Consider the following 16,950-nt stretch of genomic DNA (forward strand, 5'->3'; position numbering starts at 1 on the left):
AGTGTCATTGACCTTTCAGCAGAGTATTGGCCGAGCCGGAAACCTGAGTGGCGCCACGTACTACCATGGTGGTTTCGATAGAGTGATCGAAGACCTGCCCCAGCGAGTCGACGACCTTGGCCATCTTGTCATCGCCGATCGCTGACGGCGTATCGCCGGCATCCGGCGCTGGAGAGGCCTCGTGGGTCGTTACCTTGGCGAAGCGGTCGGGCGCCTGTGCATCTGGAACCTTGGCCTGCTGTGCGAACGTGTTGACCCGGTCGACGAAGCCATCGAGATTGTTGATCAGGTTCGAACCCAGCTCGCTGGGGCTGGCCCCGGCAGGAGAAGTGCCCGCCTGGCTCGCCATATGTTCGAACAGATTCTGCGAGGTTAGCGTCTTGGCGCTCGTCTCTGGTGCAGCGGGCGTCGGTGTCAACGCCCCGGCACTCGGTGGTGTCACGGGATTCATCATTCACCTCGTCGTCAGGCTCATGTCATTGCTGGGCCCCGATCGCTGTCGGGCTCATGCGTTGTCTTGCCCGGATCGTTGCTGGGCTCATTTCATGACCAGAATTGCCTCGAACGGGAGCAACCGCCAATCGTCACTGTCTCGAATGGCGGTCGCTTCCTCTGGGCCGGATCATTACCACCCGATCCGTTTTCTACCATCGGGCTCAGTCTTCACCGTCCGGCTTAGTCTTCACCACCCGGCTTAGTCTTCACCACCCGGCTTAGTCTTCACCACCCGGCTTAGTCTTCACCACCTGACATGGCTTCGCTCAGCATGTCTTTCATCATTGGCATCAGAATCAGCTGTCCGCCGACCTGGACCATGCCCTCGTTCATGGTTTCCTGAAATTTGGCGTTGTCGAGCGCGTCGTCGAAAGCCTGGGAATCGGTGGTCGAGTCACTGGTTGCGTTGCTGCTGCCTACGGCATCGATAGCCATGTATCGTCTCCTTCGGTTTTCGCATTGACCGATCGGCAAACGCGCCGTCGGTGAGTCATCGCACTGTTGCTGCCTTTCGTCCCAGGCATCACTCGCTGGTGGCTGGCTGTGCCACGCTGCCACGGAACACTCTGACTTCGCCGGGCCTGGTGAGCGTCGGCGTTCGGCGAAACGCCTCCACGCGCTGCGCCACTTCCGCGAGCCATGAAGGTGGTCCCATCGCCTCCAGGCGATGGCTGCCGTCACGGATCTCCGCGCTTAGCGGGGCGCCGATCCTGGCGGCTTCGATATCGGCGCGCAGGCTCGGCACGTTCACGCCATTGAGATCGAAGCTTTGCCGACCCAGCTCTTCCCGAGCTGCGACGTGTAATACGTATCCGTCGAAGAACCACGCCAGACCGTTTGTCTGGCACACCTGCTCGAGAAAATCGGCGGCGGTGGTGGCATGGATATCGCCACGAACCTCGCCATCGACGGCGTTGCTGACTTCAACCGGCAGCGACAGGTTGCGGCCGAATTCCTGCAGCACGTCACGTACCTTCTGGTCGATCACTACATATCGATAACTTCGCTTTCCCCACGGTGGACGGCCAGAGAACGACGCGGATGCTGCGGCAGACGTCTGTTCCGTGGAAGATGCAGGTGCCGCGAATGCCGTGTTCCAGGGTGTGGCGAGCATGATAAGGAGTGCCAACGCGGCGGCAGGTTGGAAGCATCCACGTTGTCGTGGAACGCTCAGCCAATGTGATGCATCCTTTCCATGCAACGGGCTATGGTTATCAACCCTAGCAAGATCACGATGACGGTTTAGTAGCCTGTTGTATGTCTTTTTGTGTCTTTTGCTTGTTCTATGTAAGCAATTGTCACCAAGCGCTGGGATTTGACGCTGCCCCCAACCGCCGGCTCTCCGGTAGGCTGTCACTCCACTCCACGAGCTCCTGGACTGATTCACGGATGAAGGCACCTTTTAAGCATTCTCGATTTGCGCACGCGGGGTGCGCACACACTCAAATGTCGCATTGTTGGTTCAAATGCGCATTGGCGGCCATCGGGATCGGCTGTTTGCTCTCGGCCTGTGCCGCAACGCCCACCGAGAGTACGGAAGGCCGGCTGCTCAAGCTGGCCGACGATGTCGATCAGCGCGGCGACCATGCGACGGCTGCCGCCATGTACGAACGCGCTCTGGAGCAGGATGATGCCTCCGCGGATATCCAGATTCGTCTGGGCAACGCACGTCTGGCTGCCGGTGACGCTGCCGCGGCAGCCGAAGCGTTTCGCGCGGCACTGGACGAAGACATCAATCTGGCTCCGGCATTGCTGGGTCTGGGAACGGCGCAGTTGCGCCTGGGTGAGCCGGAGAGCGCGTTGCGAAGCCTCTCCCGCGCCGCGCCAGCGGTCAATAGCGTCGCAGGTTGGAGCCGGCTCGGTGCGGCTCAGGCGCTGACAGGTCGACCCGGACAGGCGGTGGGCGCGTTCGACAAGGCTGTTGCGCTCGAACCTCGGAATCTGGACCTCCAGGCCAATCTGGCGCTGGCCGAGTCGCTGGCCGGCGATAATGCCAAGGCGATGGCTGCCATGCGTCAGATCACGGCTTCCCCGCTGGCCGAGGCCCGCCATTACCGCAACCAAATTCTGGTGCTGGTGCTCGCCGGGCAGACCGATGAAGCGCGTCGCATCGAGATTCCCGACCTGCCGACCGCGAAGCGCGAGTCGCTGATCGCCAGCGCCGAACGTCTGGCTGCCATCCCTAGTGCCGCTGAGCGTGCCCAAGCACTGCGAATGGCCATGGCCTCGCCCCGCGACTGACGGCGTTTCGAGGTTACAGGCCATTGGTGGTCGCAGTGTTGCCCATCGCGCTGCGCGCTTCGTTCTCGAGCATCGCGCGTCTCTCGTTGGCGCGTCCGCGGTCATCGAGACGTTCGCGGGCGGCGTTGGCCACCGGTGCCGCCTGCGCTGGGCCCATCTCTTGCCCACGAGTCAAATCCTGCGGATTCGCCACCATCAGCTGAAGATTGAGGTCATTGGCACAGCCTGGCGGTAATGACACCAGACCGGTCTCGTCGGGCTGTGTCTGGCACAGATTGGGAATCGTCACCGATTGGCTGCGCGGCGATTCACCCGCGCCAGCGCTCGCCACCACGGGCTGGGGATTGGCGACGGCGACTTGTCGATAGCCGCTGGTCCAGTTCATCGGCCCCATCGACGATTGGCAGCCGGCCAGTAGCGTAGGGCCCAAGAAAGCCAGCGTCAGTAGTGGTGCGAAACACCGTGACTTGCGTGTCGATATGGTCGGGCTTGATGACATGGCGCTGTTCTTCCCGTTAGGTGTTCGTCGCGTTAAGTGCAGCCTCGCTCATGGCAGCCTCCGTCATTGCAAATAGAAGCCGAAAGGATCATCGACGCCTGCCGATCGAGCATGCTGCGCGGGGTCGTCACCCAGTCGCGGGTTAGCGCTGACCTGAGCCTGATCCAGCGGCGTTCTCGGCGTCGGCGATGAGGAGGGACGAACCAGATAAGGCGTGATCAGAATCACCAGTTCCGTCTCATTGCGCTGGAAACGGCGCGAGCGAAACAGCTGGCCCAGAATCGGAATATCACCCAGCACCGGAATACGCTCCAGCTCATTGGATATCTGGCGCTGAAACAGCCCGGCGATGGCGAATGTCTGGCCACTGCCGACCTCGACCACGGTATCGGCTCGGCGCACCTGCAACGATGGCACGTCATAACCGGCAATCTGTACGTTGTCGCTGGTCAGACTGCTTACCTCGGGTCTCACCTCCATCGAGATTCGCCCGTTGGGCAACAGCGTTGGCGTGCTCAACAGCGACACACCGAATTGCTTGTACTGAATACCCACCAGGTCGCTGTTCACCGGTACGGGAATCGGAATCTCGCCTCCCGCCAGAAAGCTCGCCGTTTGGCCGGAAACGGTGGTGATATTGGGCTCGGCCAGAATCTGCAGCAGGTTGTTCTGCTGTAACGCCTGAAGCAGGCCATCGACGCCTTCGCTACCCGGTGAGCTGGCGATATTGCTGGTCAGCACGCCGAACGAAAACGAGCCATTGTTGATCAGCGCGTTCCAGCTGACGCCGTAGCTGAGCAGCTCGTCGCGGGCGACTTCGGCGAAACGTACCCGGATGTTGATCTGATTGGCGCCACCGTAGGTAGAGCGGTTGAGGCTGCCGCCAGCTGGGGTCTGTGCATCGAGCGTCGACTGTGTAGCCATGGCCCCGCTCACCGACGTGCTGCTGCCCTCGGCGACCAGCTGATTGCCGGCCATGTGAAGCCGCACCTGAGTGTCACCGTCGATCCCGCGTAACGCCTGACTTGCCTGGGCATCGCCATCGCGCACCTGCAACCGCAGCGAGGCCTGGCTTTCGTCGTCGGCGCCGAGCGCAATCAGATTGGTGTCGCCGGTCTGCTTGCCGAACAGATAGATCACGCCGGGAGATACGACCTGCACGTCGGCGATTGCGGGGTTGGCGACGAACACCGAAGCCACCTGTTGATCGAAGCGCAGAATGCGTCCCTGGCCGGTTTCGAGCGCCATGGCGCCGCTGGCATCGTCGACGGCGACATCGGCGCTGGCCGACATTGAGGTGACGACCAGTGAGGTGATGGCGGCCAGTAACAGTATCGCTACCTGCAATATCAGGCGAAGGGCTGTCTGAAACGGATTCACGTCGATGGAGATTGCGTTTGCCTTCATGAATGTTGCTGCCACTGTGTCACGGGTATTCTCCATCCCAGCTGATCCCATTTTTGTTGATCCCGTTCCGGTTAATCGTCATGCCGGGTCGCCACGCTTGGCTATCATGGTTGATTTTGATGACTTTATATCTTTTTAGGCTCTCTAACGCTTTTCCATTTTGGCCGGAATGGACGCTTTGGCGTGTCGTCGACTGTTTCTCGGTCGAATCAGGATCTGGCTTGCGTCTCGCTCTCCCGTCGAGAGGCAGGTTTCGGTAAACGTACCTGGGCGATTGCCTGCAGACTGAACTCCGGCGCAATTTCCGGCCAGGCCATCACCGCGAGATCTATGTCGTGTTGCTTGAGCCATTGCTGTAGCGTGGCGCGCACATCGCTGGCAACGACGACTACGGGATGCAGATCGGCATCGAGTGTTTCCAGCTGTTGCTGGAACCAGGCGTTGAGCGCTCGTGATAGCGGTGCCGGCAGCCCGCTGCGCAGGGGGTGATCCTCGGCATGGCGCTGGGCACTGCGCAGCGCTTCTTCCATCGGGCGGGTAGCGATCCAAGCCGGCAACACTCTGTCGCTGCGGGCATGACGGTGGCTTATCTGGCGCGCCATGGCGGTGCGGATGCGATCGGCCAACCGAGCGCTGCTGGATTCCTGCGGCCCCCAGGTCACCATCGCCTCGAGAATGATGCGCATGGCGCGAACCGGCACGCCTTCGTTGACCAGCCGGCGCAGGATTTCCGCCATCTTCTGCAGCGACACCACACGCACGGCTTCGGTGACCAGTTCGGCGTAATCCGATTCCATGCGGGACAGTAGCGTACGGGCTTCCTGAATGCCGACGAAGTCGCCTGCGTAACGCATCAACGTACGCTCCAGGCAGCGTTCCAGCACCTGATCAGGCGTGCGATATCGCACGCCGGCATCGGTCAGTACGGAACTCGCGGATTCCGGCAGCCACTGCCAGTTGCCGCGTCCGGCCAGCGCTGCATGCGTCTCCGGCGTCAGTTCGAGCAGTTCCAAAGTGCTGGGATCGTCATCCAGCAGCACCTGAGATTCCGGCAGTTCGCCGTTGAGCACCGGGACTTCATCCAGCTCGACTGCGAAGCGGTGTGCAGCCAGTGCCGGCTCCAGCCGCAGTCCGACGGTGGGAATGGCAATGCCGAGATCGCGCTCGACCCGCTCACGAACGGCCTGCATTCCCTCACGCAGCACATCCAGCGGCAGCGCATCGGCAAGGCCGGCGCCCAGGCACAGCATGACACGATGCTGCTGAGGGTCATCGTCGGCCGCGCGAGAAAGGCCTGAGTTGGCGAGATCTGAGTGGGAAGGCGAGGCGTCCTGGGCGGTATCATTGGATGTCAGGGCCGCTGTGCCTTCCCCTCCTGTTGCTGTCTCGGGTGCTTCGTCAATCTGCTCGCGAAGATGGCGTCGGCGTAAAATGAAGGCCGCGCTTCCCAGCAGCGCCGAGATGGCCAGGAAGACGCCGGTGGCAAAGCCCGGGATGAAGGCAGCGCAGAACAGCACCGACGCCGTCAGCCCCAGCGCCTTGGAGTTGCTACCCAATTGACCTACGATCTCGCTACCCAAGTCGCTGGCGTTGTCGGAGCTAACGCGGGTTACGACGGTGCCGGCGCCGATCGAGATCAGCAGCGCGGGAATCTGGGCGATCAGGCCATCGCCGACGGTCAGCAGTGAATAGGTTTCCACGGCCTCACCGAATGGCATGTCGTGTTCCAGCATTCCGATCAGCAGGCCGCCGATCAAATTGACGAAGAGAATCACCAATCCGGCAATGGCATCGCCCTTGACGAACTTCATCGCCCCATCCATTGCCCCGTAAAGCTGACTTTCGCTCTCCAGCAACGAACGTCGACGACGAGCTTCGGCGTTATCGATATCGCCGTTGCGAGCCTCATTGTCGATACTCATTTGCTTGCCGGGCATGGCATCGAGAGTGAAGCGGGCCGCGACTTCGGCGACGCGCTCCGAACCCTTGGTAATGACCAGGAACTGGGCCACGGTGATGATCAGAAACACCACCATGCCGATGACGACTTCGCCGGCGATCACGAAGTTTCCGAAGGCGTCGACGATCTGGCCGGCATCGGCATCCAGCAGGATCAACCGAGTGGTGGTAATCGATAGCGACAGGCGGAACAGTGTCGCCAGCAAGATGATCGGCGGTAGCGACGAGAACTCGACCGGATGCGAAATATAGAACGCCACCACCAGAATCAATAGGCTGAAGGCGATATTGATACCGATCAGCGCATCGACCAGCGCGGTCGGTAACGGAATGATCATCATCACCACCGCCAGCACCATGAAGGCGGCGATGATCACATCGCTGCGCTGAGAGGCACGGCGAGCCACCGTATTGAGACGACCGAGAATCTCGTTCATGCCACAGGCTCTCCCCGTTGATTGACCTCGGTCGGTGGTGGCCCGAGCCGGCACTCTTCCCGCTTTCTTCGTTCGAGATACGTCTGAAAATGTTGCCGAGCGGATGTGTGTTCACCGTTCAGCCATTCGGCCCGGCTGCGTAATAGCAGCAGTGTGTTTTCGTGTTTTCCTTGCGCCTCGAGACGAGCGATGACGTTGAGCGCACGCTGTCCATTACCGCTGGTCAGAAAGCCTCGACACAGTCCGTGAAGCACGCCGAGGTGATCCGGCGCCATGCGATTGGCGATCAACAGCAGCGCCAGTCCTCTCTGAGTCTGGCCACTCTTCAAATACAGATGCCCCATCAGATGGAGCAGGTCGGCGGCATCGCGATCGTCGTTTTCGTTCATGCGATTGTCTGCTTCATGGGTCGAAGAGGGTTCATGAAAGACTCTCCTCGTCGAGATCGTCGCCTAGCGAGGGGGCGATGGTTTCATTCATCCGACCTTCCCACGCCTGACGCCAGTCGAGTTCTTCGCCGATGATATCCCGCGCCATGGCGACGATGTCGTCGTCCGCTTCCAGCTTGGGCAAGATGCTATCGACCACGTGCTGGAGCAACTCTATGCTGCGCGCGTTCTCATAGCTCCGGGAATCGCTTGCCTCGGGTTGCCCCAATGCATCCAGTCGATCGGCCAAGGCTGATTGATCGGGCTGTCGGCTACGCGCTTCGCTGACCGCACGCGTGAACGCTGCATCATTGGGTAGCGTCTGACCGTAGGATTTGGCATCGATGCGTCCGGTCGGGCTGGTTTCGACACGAGACGCACGATAGCGATCTCCCGGAATCAGTCGATCAGGGATCTTCATGGAACGACAGCCCCGTCAGCGCGCATGGCATAGTTGAAAGATGAGTCGTCGAGACACGAACCGTTTAGAAATCGATTGCTCAAAGCGTCAGCGCAAATTGATCATCACCTCGGCGGAGCATGATCTGGTCCGATTGAATCGTCGAGATTACCCAGCCGGACTCGAGTGCCGCCCCTGGGTAGAGCCGCTTTCCCTGACTATCGATGACATAAGGGTTTTCACCGAGCCACACGGCCTGCAGGCGTAGATCGGGCTGTACAGGCGCCTGTTGCGGTTTGGCATCATTGAGCAAAACAGTGCGGCTCCCATAATGTTGATCGAACCAGCGCTGCGTCTGGTTCCACGTTTCGGCCTGATCTGCCTTGTATTGACCAGAGACGCTTAGGTAGCCGCCATGATCAGCGACCTTCAGCGAGTCGAGCCCGGTGCTTGTCAGCTTTTGGCGCATAGAGGCGGCAGGGCCGAGGCGTGCGTCGTTTACCAGTTGACGGGCGCCTTCCACGGCTTGCGTATCGAGTGTGGCAGATGTCGAGTAGTTACCGATGTTGGCATCGGCCTGGTTGACGTCGATGAACTCATAGAGCGCCAGTACCCCAAGTGTTGCCACCAGGGCTAGCAGTGTGAAGGCGCGATTGAGGGAGCTGCGCCAGCGTGGTGGCAGAGTCGGCAGCTTGGGCAAAGCGGGAAGCATGGATGGCACCGGGGGACGCGTAAGCGTCAGAGCGACGTCATGGAAATGCAGCTCGGCTGGCAACTCGCTACGTAGGCCAGTCCCCCGGGTGACGACTCGCCCGTTGACGATGACGTCGCTGCCAATGGCTTCGACAGCCATCTGGCGCCCGTGAAAACGCAGCACCAGATGCTCGGTTGCCGTGCCCGAATCGCTCAGCACGACATCAGCAGCGTCATCGCTTCCAATTCGGCAAACCGGATCGGTCAATTCGATCGTTGCGCCGCTGTGCAAGCCGGCGGTTACCATGAGCGTCGTTACGACTTCGCTTGCCGACGCCGAAGGGGAGGTGACGGTATCCATGCGGTTAACTCGCTAGTGTCGTACGAAGCATTGAGAGATCCCTTGGCTATCCGTGCCGAATCGATCAGGTCGGAGAGCCAAAGAAACTCCAGAAATCGGTTTCGTTTCCGTGTTTTAGCGACTTTACGGATGTGTCGCCTCGATCCATTATATCTGGCTCTTTGGTTCCTGCTCCGATCAGGATCGTCACGTAGTGTGCTGTGGCCCTGTGCCGGAAGTGGAGGGAAAACGCCGCGAGCAGCATGGCGCCGCCCGCGACTGGCCGCATTAGTTCTGCGGGCGCTGCTTGGTCGCGTCGAGCATAGTCTTCTTCTCGGTCGTGACCTTGGTGATTTCCGCGGATTTCTCGATCGCCTGATCAAAAACCGCTTTCAACTGATCAATGGAAGAATCAGCGCTGTCGTTCGAAGTCGACGGATCGATTGCAGGAGTATCAGCCATGGTATTTCTCCTAATAGCGTGAGTTTCAGAGTCCGCAATTCCAGCGGTTTAGAAAAGGTGCTAGATCGAGTTCGCGATATTAGCGAGTCGCGAAGAACGCGATCTAACGTAATTCAGGTTACTGGGTTTGCGTGACAAGAGGGCTGCTTTGAAGTAAATATTTGATGCGTTGCGTATCGTTTTGGTAAGCAAGAGAAAGCCTGCTATATTTTGTCAAGATTTTGATTTTAATAGATAAATTATTATATTGAACGTTCATTCAAATACCTGCAGGGATGCGTTTATTACTTTATTTTACATTAAATCGAGCGTTTAAAATCTGCTTTTGGTGCCTTCTTGTTTGTTATTTCCGATATTGGGTGAGAAATTGTGCAATAAATTGCGCGTTTGTTTTGGGAGACAGTTTTCGATTCTAAAATATCAGGATTGCCTTAATTAAAGTTGATTGAAGTAAATGTAAGGAATGTCGCTATCGGGAGACGGTGTTGGTGGTGGTTGTCTTTCGATGGCGTCATCTCTGGACGTTAGATTCCTGCATTGACATGGATGGGCGCTGCGGATGTGGGCCGGGCTTGGCGTCGTGACAATGCGGTTGAGAGGAGCGCCTGGCTCGTATCTGCAACCCTGCCATCAAAATCCAACCGACGTTAACTTGATTAACGTCAACGACACGAATTAACCGTGGTGAATTTTGTCTTTAAATTCAGTCATTTATTGATGTTTTTCTGCGATCTGTCTATAGTTGAACTCCTCCTTGAGGGAGTAGCCGATCACCGCTGCGCCGACTACCGGCAGTGATGTTCGTGTCAACATACTCGGCAACGCCGTGACATGAACGCCGGGTCCGGTTGGCGAGACCATGGATATCCGTAGTGCAACGTCGGGAGTTGCGGGTGTCGTGGCGATATCACCGGCTGGATAAGATCATGAACCCTGCTTCTCTCGTACTGCTTGCCTTTGCCATGTCGACAGATGCTTTTGCTGCATCGATCGGCAAGGGCGCGGCCCTCACACGCACACGCTTTCCCGAAGCGCTGCGAATCGGCGTCATCTTCGGCACGGTCGAAGCGATCACGCCGGTCATCGGCTGGGCCATCGGCCTGGCGGCCACCCGCTTCGTCTCCGAGTGGGATCACTGGATCGCCTTCGTGCTGTTGGGCGCGCTCGGCTCCCACATGATCTGGGAAGGCTTCAAACCTGTCGAAAGCGAAGCGGACAACCAGAAGACGCCGGAGCGTAAATCGGTCTGGCTGCTGGCCGTCACGGCGCTGGCGACCAGCATCGATGCCATGGCAGTCGGCGTGACCCTGGCTTTTGCCGACGTCAATATCCTGGTAGCCGCGCTGGCGATCGGTCTGGCGACGACCTTCATGGTGACCATCGGCATCATGCTGGGGCGTGCGATCGGCTCGCTGATCGGCAAGCGCGCCGAGATCGCCGGCGGGATCGTGTTGATCGCGATCGGTATCACGGTCCTCTATGAGCATCTATTCGCCCACATGGGTTGAAGCCTTTCCGCGCGCTGGCGCCGCTCGCTGTCTATGCTGAACCGTGATCCCGTCACGGAGTGCCTGCATGTCATCTTCTCTCTGGCAACGTTCGCTTGCCGATTTCCAGCACGCCGTTGAAACCCGTTCCACACCGGGATGTGGCGCGGCCGCGGCATTGAGTGGCTGCCTGGGCCTTTCGCTGATTCTCAAGGGTGTGCGGTTGCATCGAGGCGAATCCGACCTCGATCGTCATCGCCGCCGGCTGATAGAAGAGGGCGATGGGCTGCAGAAAGCGCTCGCCGAGGCCGTCGATGACGATGCCGCGGCGTTTGCCGACTATCTCGAAGCGCAGCGTCTACCGAGTGATACCGACGCCGAATCGGAACAGCAAGATTCGGCTCTGCGCGAAGCCCGCGATGCATCGATTCAGATTCCGCTGGCGGCCGCCGAGCGATGCCAGAACGGGCTGGTGCTGGCGGTCGAAGCACTGTCGCTAACCTCTCCGGCGATGCGTAGCGACACGCTGGCCGGCGCGACGATGCTCCGCGCCGCGATGGAGGCGCTATTGATCGGCGTCGAGGCCAATCTCGAGGGCCTGCCCGATCCCTCCGATCGCCGGAAGCTGAAGATGAATTTTGGCTACCTCCGTGAGAGTGCACGAGCCAACTGTGACCGACTTGGCATCGGCGGCTCATGACGCCAGCACGCTCCACCACGCCACCGCCAGCAGCATTAATGCCAGCGCGCGATTGAACCACTGCCACTGTCGCGTGGTGTGAAACAGGCGGGCGACGCCGCTGCCGATCATCCCCCAGAGGGCCAGGCAGGGGAGTGCCACGACCCCGAACGTCAGTGCCAATAGGCCGATCTGCGTCGCGCTCGACGCCGAGTCGGTGAACACGCCGACGACCGACAGCGCCATCATCCAGGTCTTGGGGTTGACCAGTTGCAAGCCGGCAGCCTGGCGGGGTCCAAAAACCGGCGCGTCAGATCTCTCGGCGTCGGCCTCGAGGTTCGGCGGCGGGCTTCGATAGAGCCGCCAGGCCAGCCAGCTCAGCCAGCCGACGCCGATGGCGGCCATCAGTTGTCGAATGATGGGATAGGCCAACAGCGTATGCGACAACCCCAGGCCCACCGTCAGCACGATCGCGGCCGCTGCCAGACTCGCCCCGCAGGCCGCCGGTAATGTGCTTTTCCAGCCGTGGCGTGCGCCCTGAGTGAGTATCAGTAGGTTGGTCGGCCCCGGCGTGATCGAAGCGACAAAGGCGAAAAGGGCAAACGGTAGCCAGGCAGACATGATCGACTCCAGAAATGGTGTGAAGTCGGGACTATCGCGCCGTGACTGCCGCACGTCTGGAAGGTTTGAGCAGTCGCCCACTTCAAGCTCGCCACGAAGCGTGGGTTCGACTCAGTCTCGGATTCGATTCAGGCAGTCTGGGAGCAGCGCTGGCGATAGTCAGCCGGGGTCAGGCCATAGGCGCGTCGGAACCAGCGGCCCAGATGGCTCTGGTCGGCGAAACCGAGTTGGGTGGCAACCGCCGCGGGTGTGTCGCCGGCCGCGAGCCGTTGGCGGGCGAGACTCAGGCGCAACTGCACCAGATAGGCATGAGGTGCCAACCCGAAGGCCGACTTGAAGGCGCGTGTCAGCCGGAATCGGTCGACGCCGCACTGCTCGGCCAGTGTCTGCAAGCCAATGTCCTGTTCGCAATGCGCGTGCAAAACCTCCCGGGCTCGTCGAGCAACGCCGGGTAGTCGCGGATCTTCCCGCTGTCGTTCTCGCCAGCCAAGATGCGGGACCAGTCCCTGCAACAAGGCATCGAGGGCGTCATCGCGTGCGAGGCGCGAGGTTGGCAGGCGTAGCGTGGTGAATGCGCGGGCCACATGGGTGATCAACTGGGGATCATCGACCAGCGTCGACGCGAAGCCCGGCTCGCCGGAAGGCGTGCCGATGATCGCGAACTGGCGCAGCTCGCGCTGAAGCCAGGCGGGATCGAGATAGAGCATGGCGTAGGTAAAGCCGCCCTGGGTCGGGGCATGGCCGTCGTGAATCTCGCCGGGCTCGACGAAAAACAGTCGCCCCGGCGTGCTGTCGTGGCGGGTGCGACGACAATGGAATTGCTGGACGCCTTGTTCGGTGAAACCGACCAGGTAGCTGTCGTGCCAATGAGGATCGTAGGCGTGGCCTTCGAAGTGGGCGCGGATCGTCTCGATGCCCGTATCAGCATCCTGCTGCAGATCGATCCAGTTCGTCGCTGTCATGCTACCTCCCGACCGGCGCCGAGGGCCGATGCCGGCCAGCGCTCGATCCTTTCAGCATGCCAGAGCGCGAGGTTCGTGTCTGGAACGTTCGTGCAGTCTGAAACGTTCGTGCGGTCTGGAGCGTTCGTGCGGTCTAAAACATCTCAACAGAATAGCGGCACGTTCAGTCCGGCACCGGCGTCTCGAAAGTGTCGCGGCGCCGGATCGTCAGCGTCGTGCCGATCGAGGCGGTAATTACCAGCCCGATGGCCAACCATTGCAGCGTACTCAATAGCTGGCCCAGAAACAGCAGCCCCGAGAGCGCACCGACTGCTGGTTCCAGACTCATCAGTGTGCCGAAGGTCTGCGTCGGCAGGCGCGGCATGGCGATCATTTCCAGCGTGTAGGGCAGCGCGGTGGAGAGCACCGCCACCGCCAGTGCGTACGGCAGCACCTCTGGCGCAAACATGGCCGTGCCCACATCGAGCAGCCCCACCGGGGCGATGACGACGGCGGCGATGGTGACGCCGAGCGTGGCACTCTGCGCGCCGTTGATCGCGCCGGCTTTCTGTCCGAACAGGATGTAAAGCGCCCAGCAGACGCCGGCGCCCAGGGCGCAGGCTGCGCCGTAGGGATCGACCGGACCGCTGCGGTCATCGCCCAGCAGCAGCAGACAGCTCAGGCCGAGCATGGCGAGCGCTACCCAGACCAGATCCAGCCAGCGCCGTGACGACAGCATTGCCACGGCAAGCGGCCCGGTGAACTCGAGTGCCACCGCGATACCCAGCGGCACGGTCTGCAGGGCCTGGTAGAACAGCAGGTTCATGATCCCGAGGGCGACGCCGTAGATGAGCGTCGATTTCCACGCGCGCCGGCTCAGCGGCTGGCGCCAAGGGCGCATGACGATCAGCAGCAGCAGGGCGGCCAGGATAAGGCGGATCGAGGTCGTGCCGGTGGCACCGATGACCGGAAACAGCGACTTGGCGATGGAGGCGCCGCTCTGGATCGAACACATCGCCACGACCAGCATGGCCACCGGCCAGGTCCTGGCAAGCAATTCGCGCATGGCGACTGACATGGCACGCCCTGACATGACACCTCCTGATGTGTGCGGCATGATGGTTCGCCAGACATTGCCACGGTGACATGCTGGCAGCCGATGGCATTCGACGAGAGCCGCGATTGTACGGATGGGCAATATATTGCACAAGTCTAACGAGCGTCCCGACGTGCTGGTCCACGTGGCTGCCAACGTCAAACGGCTGCGACTGGCCGCGGCGCTGAGCCAGCAGGCACTGGCCGATCAGGCCGGCGTGAGTCGACGCATGCTGGTCAATATCGAGAAGGGTGACGTCAACGTCAGTCTGAGCACGCTGGATCGACTGGCCGAAGCGTTGGGAGTCCTGTTCTACGCGCTCGTCCAGCCTCCCGACAGCGAGGATTCGGCGCGTATCGACGAGGTGGCCTGGGTGGGGCGATCACCCGAGAGCCACGCCCGGCTGCTGGCGAGCAAGCCGGCGCGGCAGGAGGTCGAGCTGTGGTCGTGGTCGCTCGAGCCGGGGGAGATCTACGAGTCGGCCGCCGACGACAACGGCTGGCACGAGATGCTGGTGGTGATCGAGGGCACGCTGACACTGGCCCTCGGCGAACATGACGTGGCGATCGACGCCGGCGACTTCCATGTCTATCCCAGCGACCAGCCCTACCGTTATCGCAACGATGGGCCGGGCCGGCTGCGCTTCATTCGCAACGTGGTGCACTAGTCATGACCTGACTCTATTTATGACCTACCTACAGGCCCGCCTTGTCCAGACCGAATGCCTTGTCGGCAGAACCCGGGATCGCCTGGAAGGCGATGCTGAGGCGATTCCAGCCGTTGATGGCGACGATCAGAAAGGTCAAGTCCGAGAGTTCCGCTTCCGAGAAGTGGCTGCGGGCGTGGTCGTAGAGGCCATCATCGACGCCGTGCTCGGGCAACCGAGTCAACGTTTCCGTCCAGGCAAGGGCGGCACGTTCGCGCGGGGTGAATAGCGCCGATTCCCGCCAGACAGCGACGTGGTGAAGCCGCAGCTCGCGTTCGCCGTCGATTTTCGCCTCTTTGACGTGCATGTCGACGCAGAAGGCACAGCCATTGAGCTGGGAAGCTCGCAGCGTTACCAGATGCTTGACCTCCTTGATGACGTCGCTCTGCGACAGCGCCATATTGAAATCGATGTACTTCTGCGCGGCTTGGGGAGAGGTCTGGTAGTAATTCACTCGAGCTTTCATGTCGCTTACCTGTCTGGGTTATGGGAGTTGCGAATGGGGTGCCGAGACAGGATGAAACGCGGGGAGGTATTCACACAGAGCCAAAAACCGTGGTGATTTCTAGGCCATGGCGAGACGACTCGCGCCGCTTCACTTCATGAGCGTGGCCAGTCGAGCGGCCAGAGCGTCGGCCTGGACAGCGTCGATGACGTTGGTGAAGCTCAGCAACAATCCGGACTGTCGTGCCGGCTTCAGGGTCCACTGGGACAGTGCGTGCCCACCCAGACCCGCACTGGCGGCCTGGTTCGCGACCGCCACGTCATCGGTATCGTCGGCTAGCCTGACCAGCAGGTGCATTCCGCCGGCCTGCAGATCGATATGGATGCGATCGCCCAGGTGATGCTCCAGCGCCTGGCGAAGCATCTCGCGGCGTAGTTTATAGAGCGCCCGCATGCGCTTGAGATGGCGTGCGAAGTGGCCTTCATCGATGAAATCCGTGACGACCGACTGACTCAGCGTCGGGCAGCCATGACCCTGGCGCTGCATCGTGTTCTGGAAGATTTCGGCCTGAGAAGGCGGAACCACCAGATAGGCGAGCTTGATGCCGGGGAACAGGACCTTGCTGAAGGTACCGGTATAGAGCACACGTTCATCCCGGTCGAGACTCTTCAATGCCGGTAAGGGATGGCCGTGATAGCGATATTCGCTGTCGTAGTCGTCCTCGATGATCCAGGCATTTTCGCGATTTGCCCACGCCAGCAAGGCTTGGCGCCGGGCCAGCGTCATCGATACGCCAGTGGGGCTTTGATGGGTGGGGGTGACGACGGCGAAGCGTGCAGAATTGGCACGTAAACATCCCTCTTCGACATTCAAACCATCGGCGTCGACGCTCACCGGCGCCAACTGCATTCCCTCGCTCAGCAGTCGTTCACGCGCCATCAAATATCCCGGTTCTTCGAACCATCCGCTGTCGCCGGGCTTCAGCAGCGTCCGACAGATCAGACCCAGACTATCCCGGTAGCTGTCGGTAATGATGATCTGTTCGGGCCGACAGACGATGCCTCGCGATACCCCAAGATAGGTCACCAACGCACGCTTCAAAGCCGGATGGCCGGTCGGTGGAGGGTAGTTCAGTTCGGCGATGGACTGGGCTCTCAGTCGACGGTTGACCAGGCGTGCCCACAACTTGCTGGGGAAAGCGTCCAGCGCCGGTAGACCCAGCTGGAAAGGCTGGGGCAGGTCGAGGTGAGGCTTTGACTCAGGTTTGGCCGTTGTGTCCGGTGCCGACGGCGATCTGGTGGAATCGGGCAAGTGTGGCGAGACGATCGTGCCCGCCGGGCCTCGCGGCAGAAAATAGCCTTCGCTGACGAGCAACTGATAAGCCAGCTCGACCGTACCTCGTGACAGATTCAGTTCACTGGCAAGACTGCGTACCGAGGGAACGCGTTGGCCGGGTGGCAGGCGCCCGTCTTTCATCGCTTCGCGAAAGCGCTGATACAGCTGCCGGTAGACTGGTACGTTCTGCGTGCGGTCGGGCCGAAGGTGCGTATTGGACATGTCGATGTCCCAGAAGATCGAAGACGTCTTGGCGCTGCCAAGTGGATAGGTCTGATT

Annotated in this window: 19 protein-coding genes; 4 read left to right on the forward strand and 15 right to left on the reverse strand. The window is 60.6% G+C overall.

Annotation, left to right across the window (positions count from 1 at the left end):
- Positions 1–4: 4 nt before the first annotated feature.
- From DOM27_RS03675 to DOM27_RS03685, 3 genes are all read right to left on the reverse strand, one after another.
- Positions 5–454: a hypothetical protein gene (locus DOM27_RS03675; RefSeq protein WP_223162265.1), complete on the reverse strand. Its 450-nt coding sequence runs from the start codon at positions 452–454 to the stop codon at positions 5–7.
- Positions 455–732: 278 nt separating this feature from the next.
- Positions 733–930, reverse strand: coding sequence for a hypothetical protein (locus DOM27_RS03680; RefSeq protein ID WP_075560545.1), 198 nt, complete (start codon positions 928–930; stop codon positions 733–735).
- 88 nt (positions 931–1,018) lie between these two features.
- Complete coding sequence (locus tag DOM27_RS03685; protein WP_110654673.1) at positions 1,019–1,483, reverse strand: type III secretion protein; 465 nt, start codon at positions 1,481–1,483, stop codon at positions 1,019–1,021.
- A gap of 458 nt (positions 1,484–1,941) precedes the next feature.
- Between DOM27_RS03685 and DOM27_RS03690 the strand changes: the two genes are divergently transcribed.
- Entirely contained in the window at positions 1,942–2,736 is a 795-nt protein-coding gene (locus DOM27_RS03690) for a tetratricopeptide repeat protein (RefSeq protein ID WP_157956707.1), read from the forward strand.
- Between the two features lie 13 nt (positions 2,737–2,749).
- Here the strand turns inward: DOM27_RS03690 and DOM27_RS03695 are convergent, their stop codons facing one another.
- From DOM27_RS03695 to DOM27_RS17960, 7 genes are all read right to left on the reverse strand, one after another.
- A complete protein-coding gene (locus DOM27_RS03695) occupies positions 2,750–3,235 on the reverse strand; it encodes a hypothetical protein (RefSeq protein ID WP_157956708.1) in 486 nt (161 codons plus the stop codon).
- Positions 3,236–3,298: 63 nt separating this feature from the next.
- Positions 3,299–4,642: a type II and III secretion system protein family protein gene (locus tag DOM27_RS03700; RefSeq protein WP_110654676.1), complete on the reverse strand. Its 1,344-nt coding sequence runs from the start codon at positions 4,640–4,642 to the stop codon at positions 3,299–3,301.
- 209 nt (positions 4,643–4,851) lie between these two features.
- Positions 4,852–7,038, reverse strand: a complete 2,187-nt coding sequence (sctV, locus tag DOM27_RS03705) for a type III secretion system export apparatus subunit SctV (RefSeq protein ID WP_110654677.1) — start codon at positions 7,036–7,038, stop codon at positions 4,852–4,854.
- Positions 7,035–7,427 carry a type III secretion apparatus assembly chaperone SctY gene (gene sctY, locus DOM27_RS03710; protein ID WP_110654678.1) on the reverse strand — a complete coding sequence of 131 codons (393 nt, stop codon included), beginning with the start codon at positions 7,425–7,427 and terminating at the stop codon, positions 7,035–7,037. Before sctY ends, sctV begins: the two co-directional genes overlap by 4 nt.
- Before the next feature lie 31 nt (positions 7,428–7,458).
- The gene (locus DOM27_RS03715) at positions 7,459–7,887 is read right to left on the reverse strand and encodes a hypothetical protein (protein ID WP_110654679.1); all 429 of its coding nucleotides are present in this window, start codon (positions 7,885–7,887) and stop codon (positions 7,459–7,461) included.
- Positions 7,888–7,966: 79 nt separating this feature from the next.
- Positions 7,967–8,920, reverse strand: a complete 954-nt coding sequence (locus tag DOM27_RS03720) for a SctD/MshK family protein (RefSeq protein ID WP_110654680.1) — start codon at positions 8,918–8,920, stop codon at positions 7,967–7,969.
- A 267-nt stretch (positions 8,921–9,187) separates the two neighbouring features.
- Positions 9,188–9,361 (reverse strand): hypothetical protein, encoded by a 174-nt coding sequence (locus DOM27_RS17960; RefSeq protein ID WP_188113672.1) that lies wholly within the window; start codon positions 9,359–9,361, stop codon positions 9,188–9,190.
- 926 nt (positions 9,362–10,287) lie between these two features.
- On the opposite strand from DOM27_RS17960, the gene mntP reads away from it, so the two are divergent.
- Both mntP and DOM27_RS03730 read left to right on the forward strand, forming a co-directional pair.
- Positions 10,288–10,869, forward strand: coding sequence for a manganese efflux pump MntP (gene mntP / locus DOM27_RS03725; RefSeq protein WP_110654681.1), 582 nt, complete (start codon positions 10,288–10,290; stop codon positions 10,867–10,869).
- Positions 10,870–10,936: 67 nt separating this feature from the next.
- Complete coding sequence (locus tag DOM27_RS03730) at positions 10,937–11,548, forward strand: cyclodeaminase/cyclohydrolase family protein (RefSeq protein WP_110654682.1); 612 nt, start codon at positions 10,937–10,939, stop codon at positions 11,546–11,548.
- Here DOM27_RS03730 and DOM27_RS03735 read toward each other — a convergent pair.
- The 3 genes from DOM27_RS03735 to rhtA all read right to left on the reverse strand — a co-directional run bounded on the left by DOM27_RS03735 (position 11,543) and on the right by rhtA (position 14,182).
- Entirely contained in the window at positions 11,543–12,148 is a 606-nt protein-coding gene (locus DOM27_RS03735) for a LysE family translocator (RefSeq protein ID WP_110654683.1), read from the reverse strand. The genes DOM27_RS03730 and DOM27_RS03735 overlap by 6 nt on opposite strands.
- 128 nt (positions 12,149–12,276) lie before the next feature.
- Positions 12,277–13,110, reverse strand: coding sequence for an AraC family transcriptional regulator (locus tag DOM27_RS03740; RefSeq protein WP_110654684.1), 834 nt, complete (start codon positions 13,108–13,110; stop codon positions 12,277–12,279).
- Between the two features lie 163 nt (positions 13,111–13,273).
- Complete coding sequence (rhtA, locus tag DOM27_RS03745) at positions 13,274–14,182, reverse strand: threonine/homoserine exporter RhtA (protein ID WP_245392573.1); 909 nt, start codon at positions 14,180–14,182, stop codon at positions 13,274–13,276.
- 97 nt (positions 14,183–14,279) lie between these two features.
- On the opposite strand from rhtA, the gene DOM27_RS03750 reads away from it, so the two are divergent.
- Complete coding sequence (locus tag DOM27_RS03750) at positions 14,280–14,852, forward strand: helix-turn-helix domain-containing protein (protein ID WP_110654685.1); 573 nt, start codon at positions 14,280–14,282, stop codon at positions 14,850–14,852.
- A gap of 28 nt (positions 14,853–14,880) precedes the next feature.
- Here the strand turns inward: DOM27_RS03750 and DOM27_RS03755 are convergent, their stop codons facing one another.
- Together DOM27_RS03755 and pdxR are read right to left on the reverse strand one after the other, a co-directional pair.
- Complete coding sequence (locus DOM27_RS03755) at positions 14,881–15,357, reverse strand: carboxymuconolactone decarboxylase family protein (protein ID WP_110654686.1); 477 nt, start codon at positions 15,355–15,357, stop codon at positions 14,881–14,883.
- 129 nt (positions 15,358–15,486) lie between these two features.
- Positions 15,487–16,893 (reverse strand): MocR-like pyridoxine biosynthesis transcription factor PdxR, encoded by a 1,407-nt coding sequence (gene pdxR, locus DOM27_RS03760; RefSeq protein ID WP_110654687.1) that lies wholly within the window; start codon positions 16,891–16,893, stop codon positions 15,487–15,489.
- Between the last annotated feature and the right edge of the window lie 57 nt (positions 16,894–16,950).

The organism is Salinicola halimionae (assembly GCF_003206065.1).
GTDB classification, from domain to species: Bacteria; Pseudomonadota; Gammaproteobacteria; order Pseudomonadales; family Halomonadaceae; genus Salinicola; species Salinicola halimionae.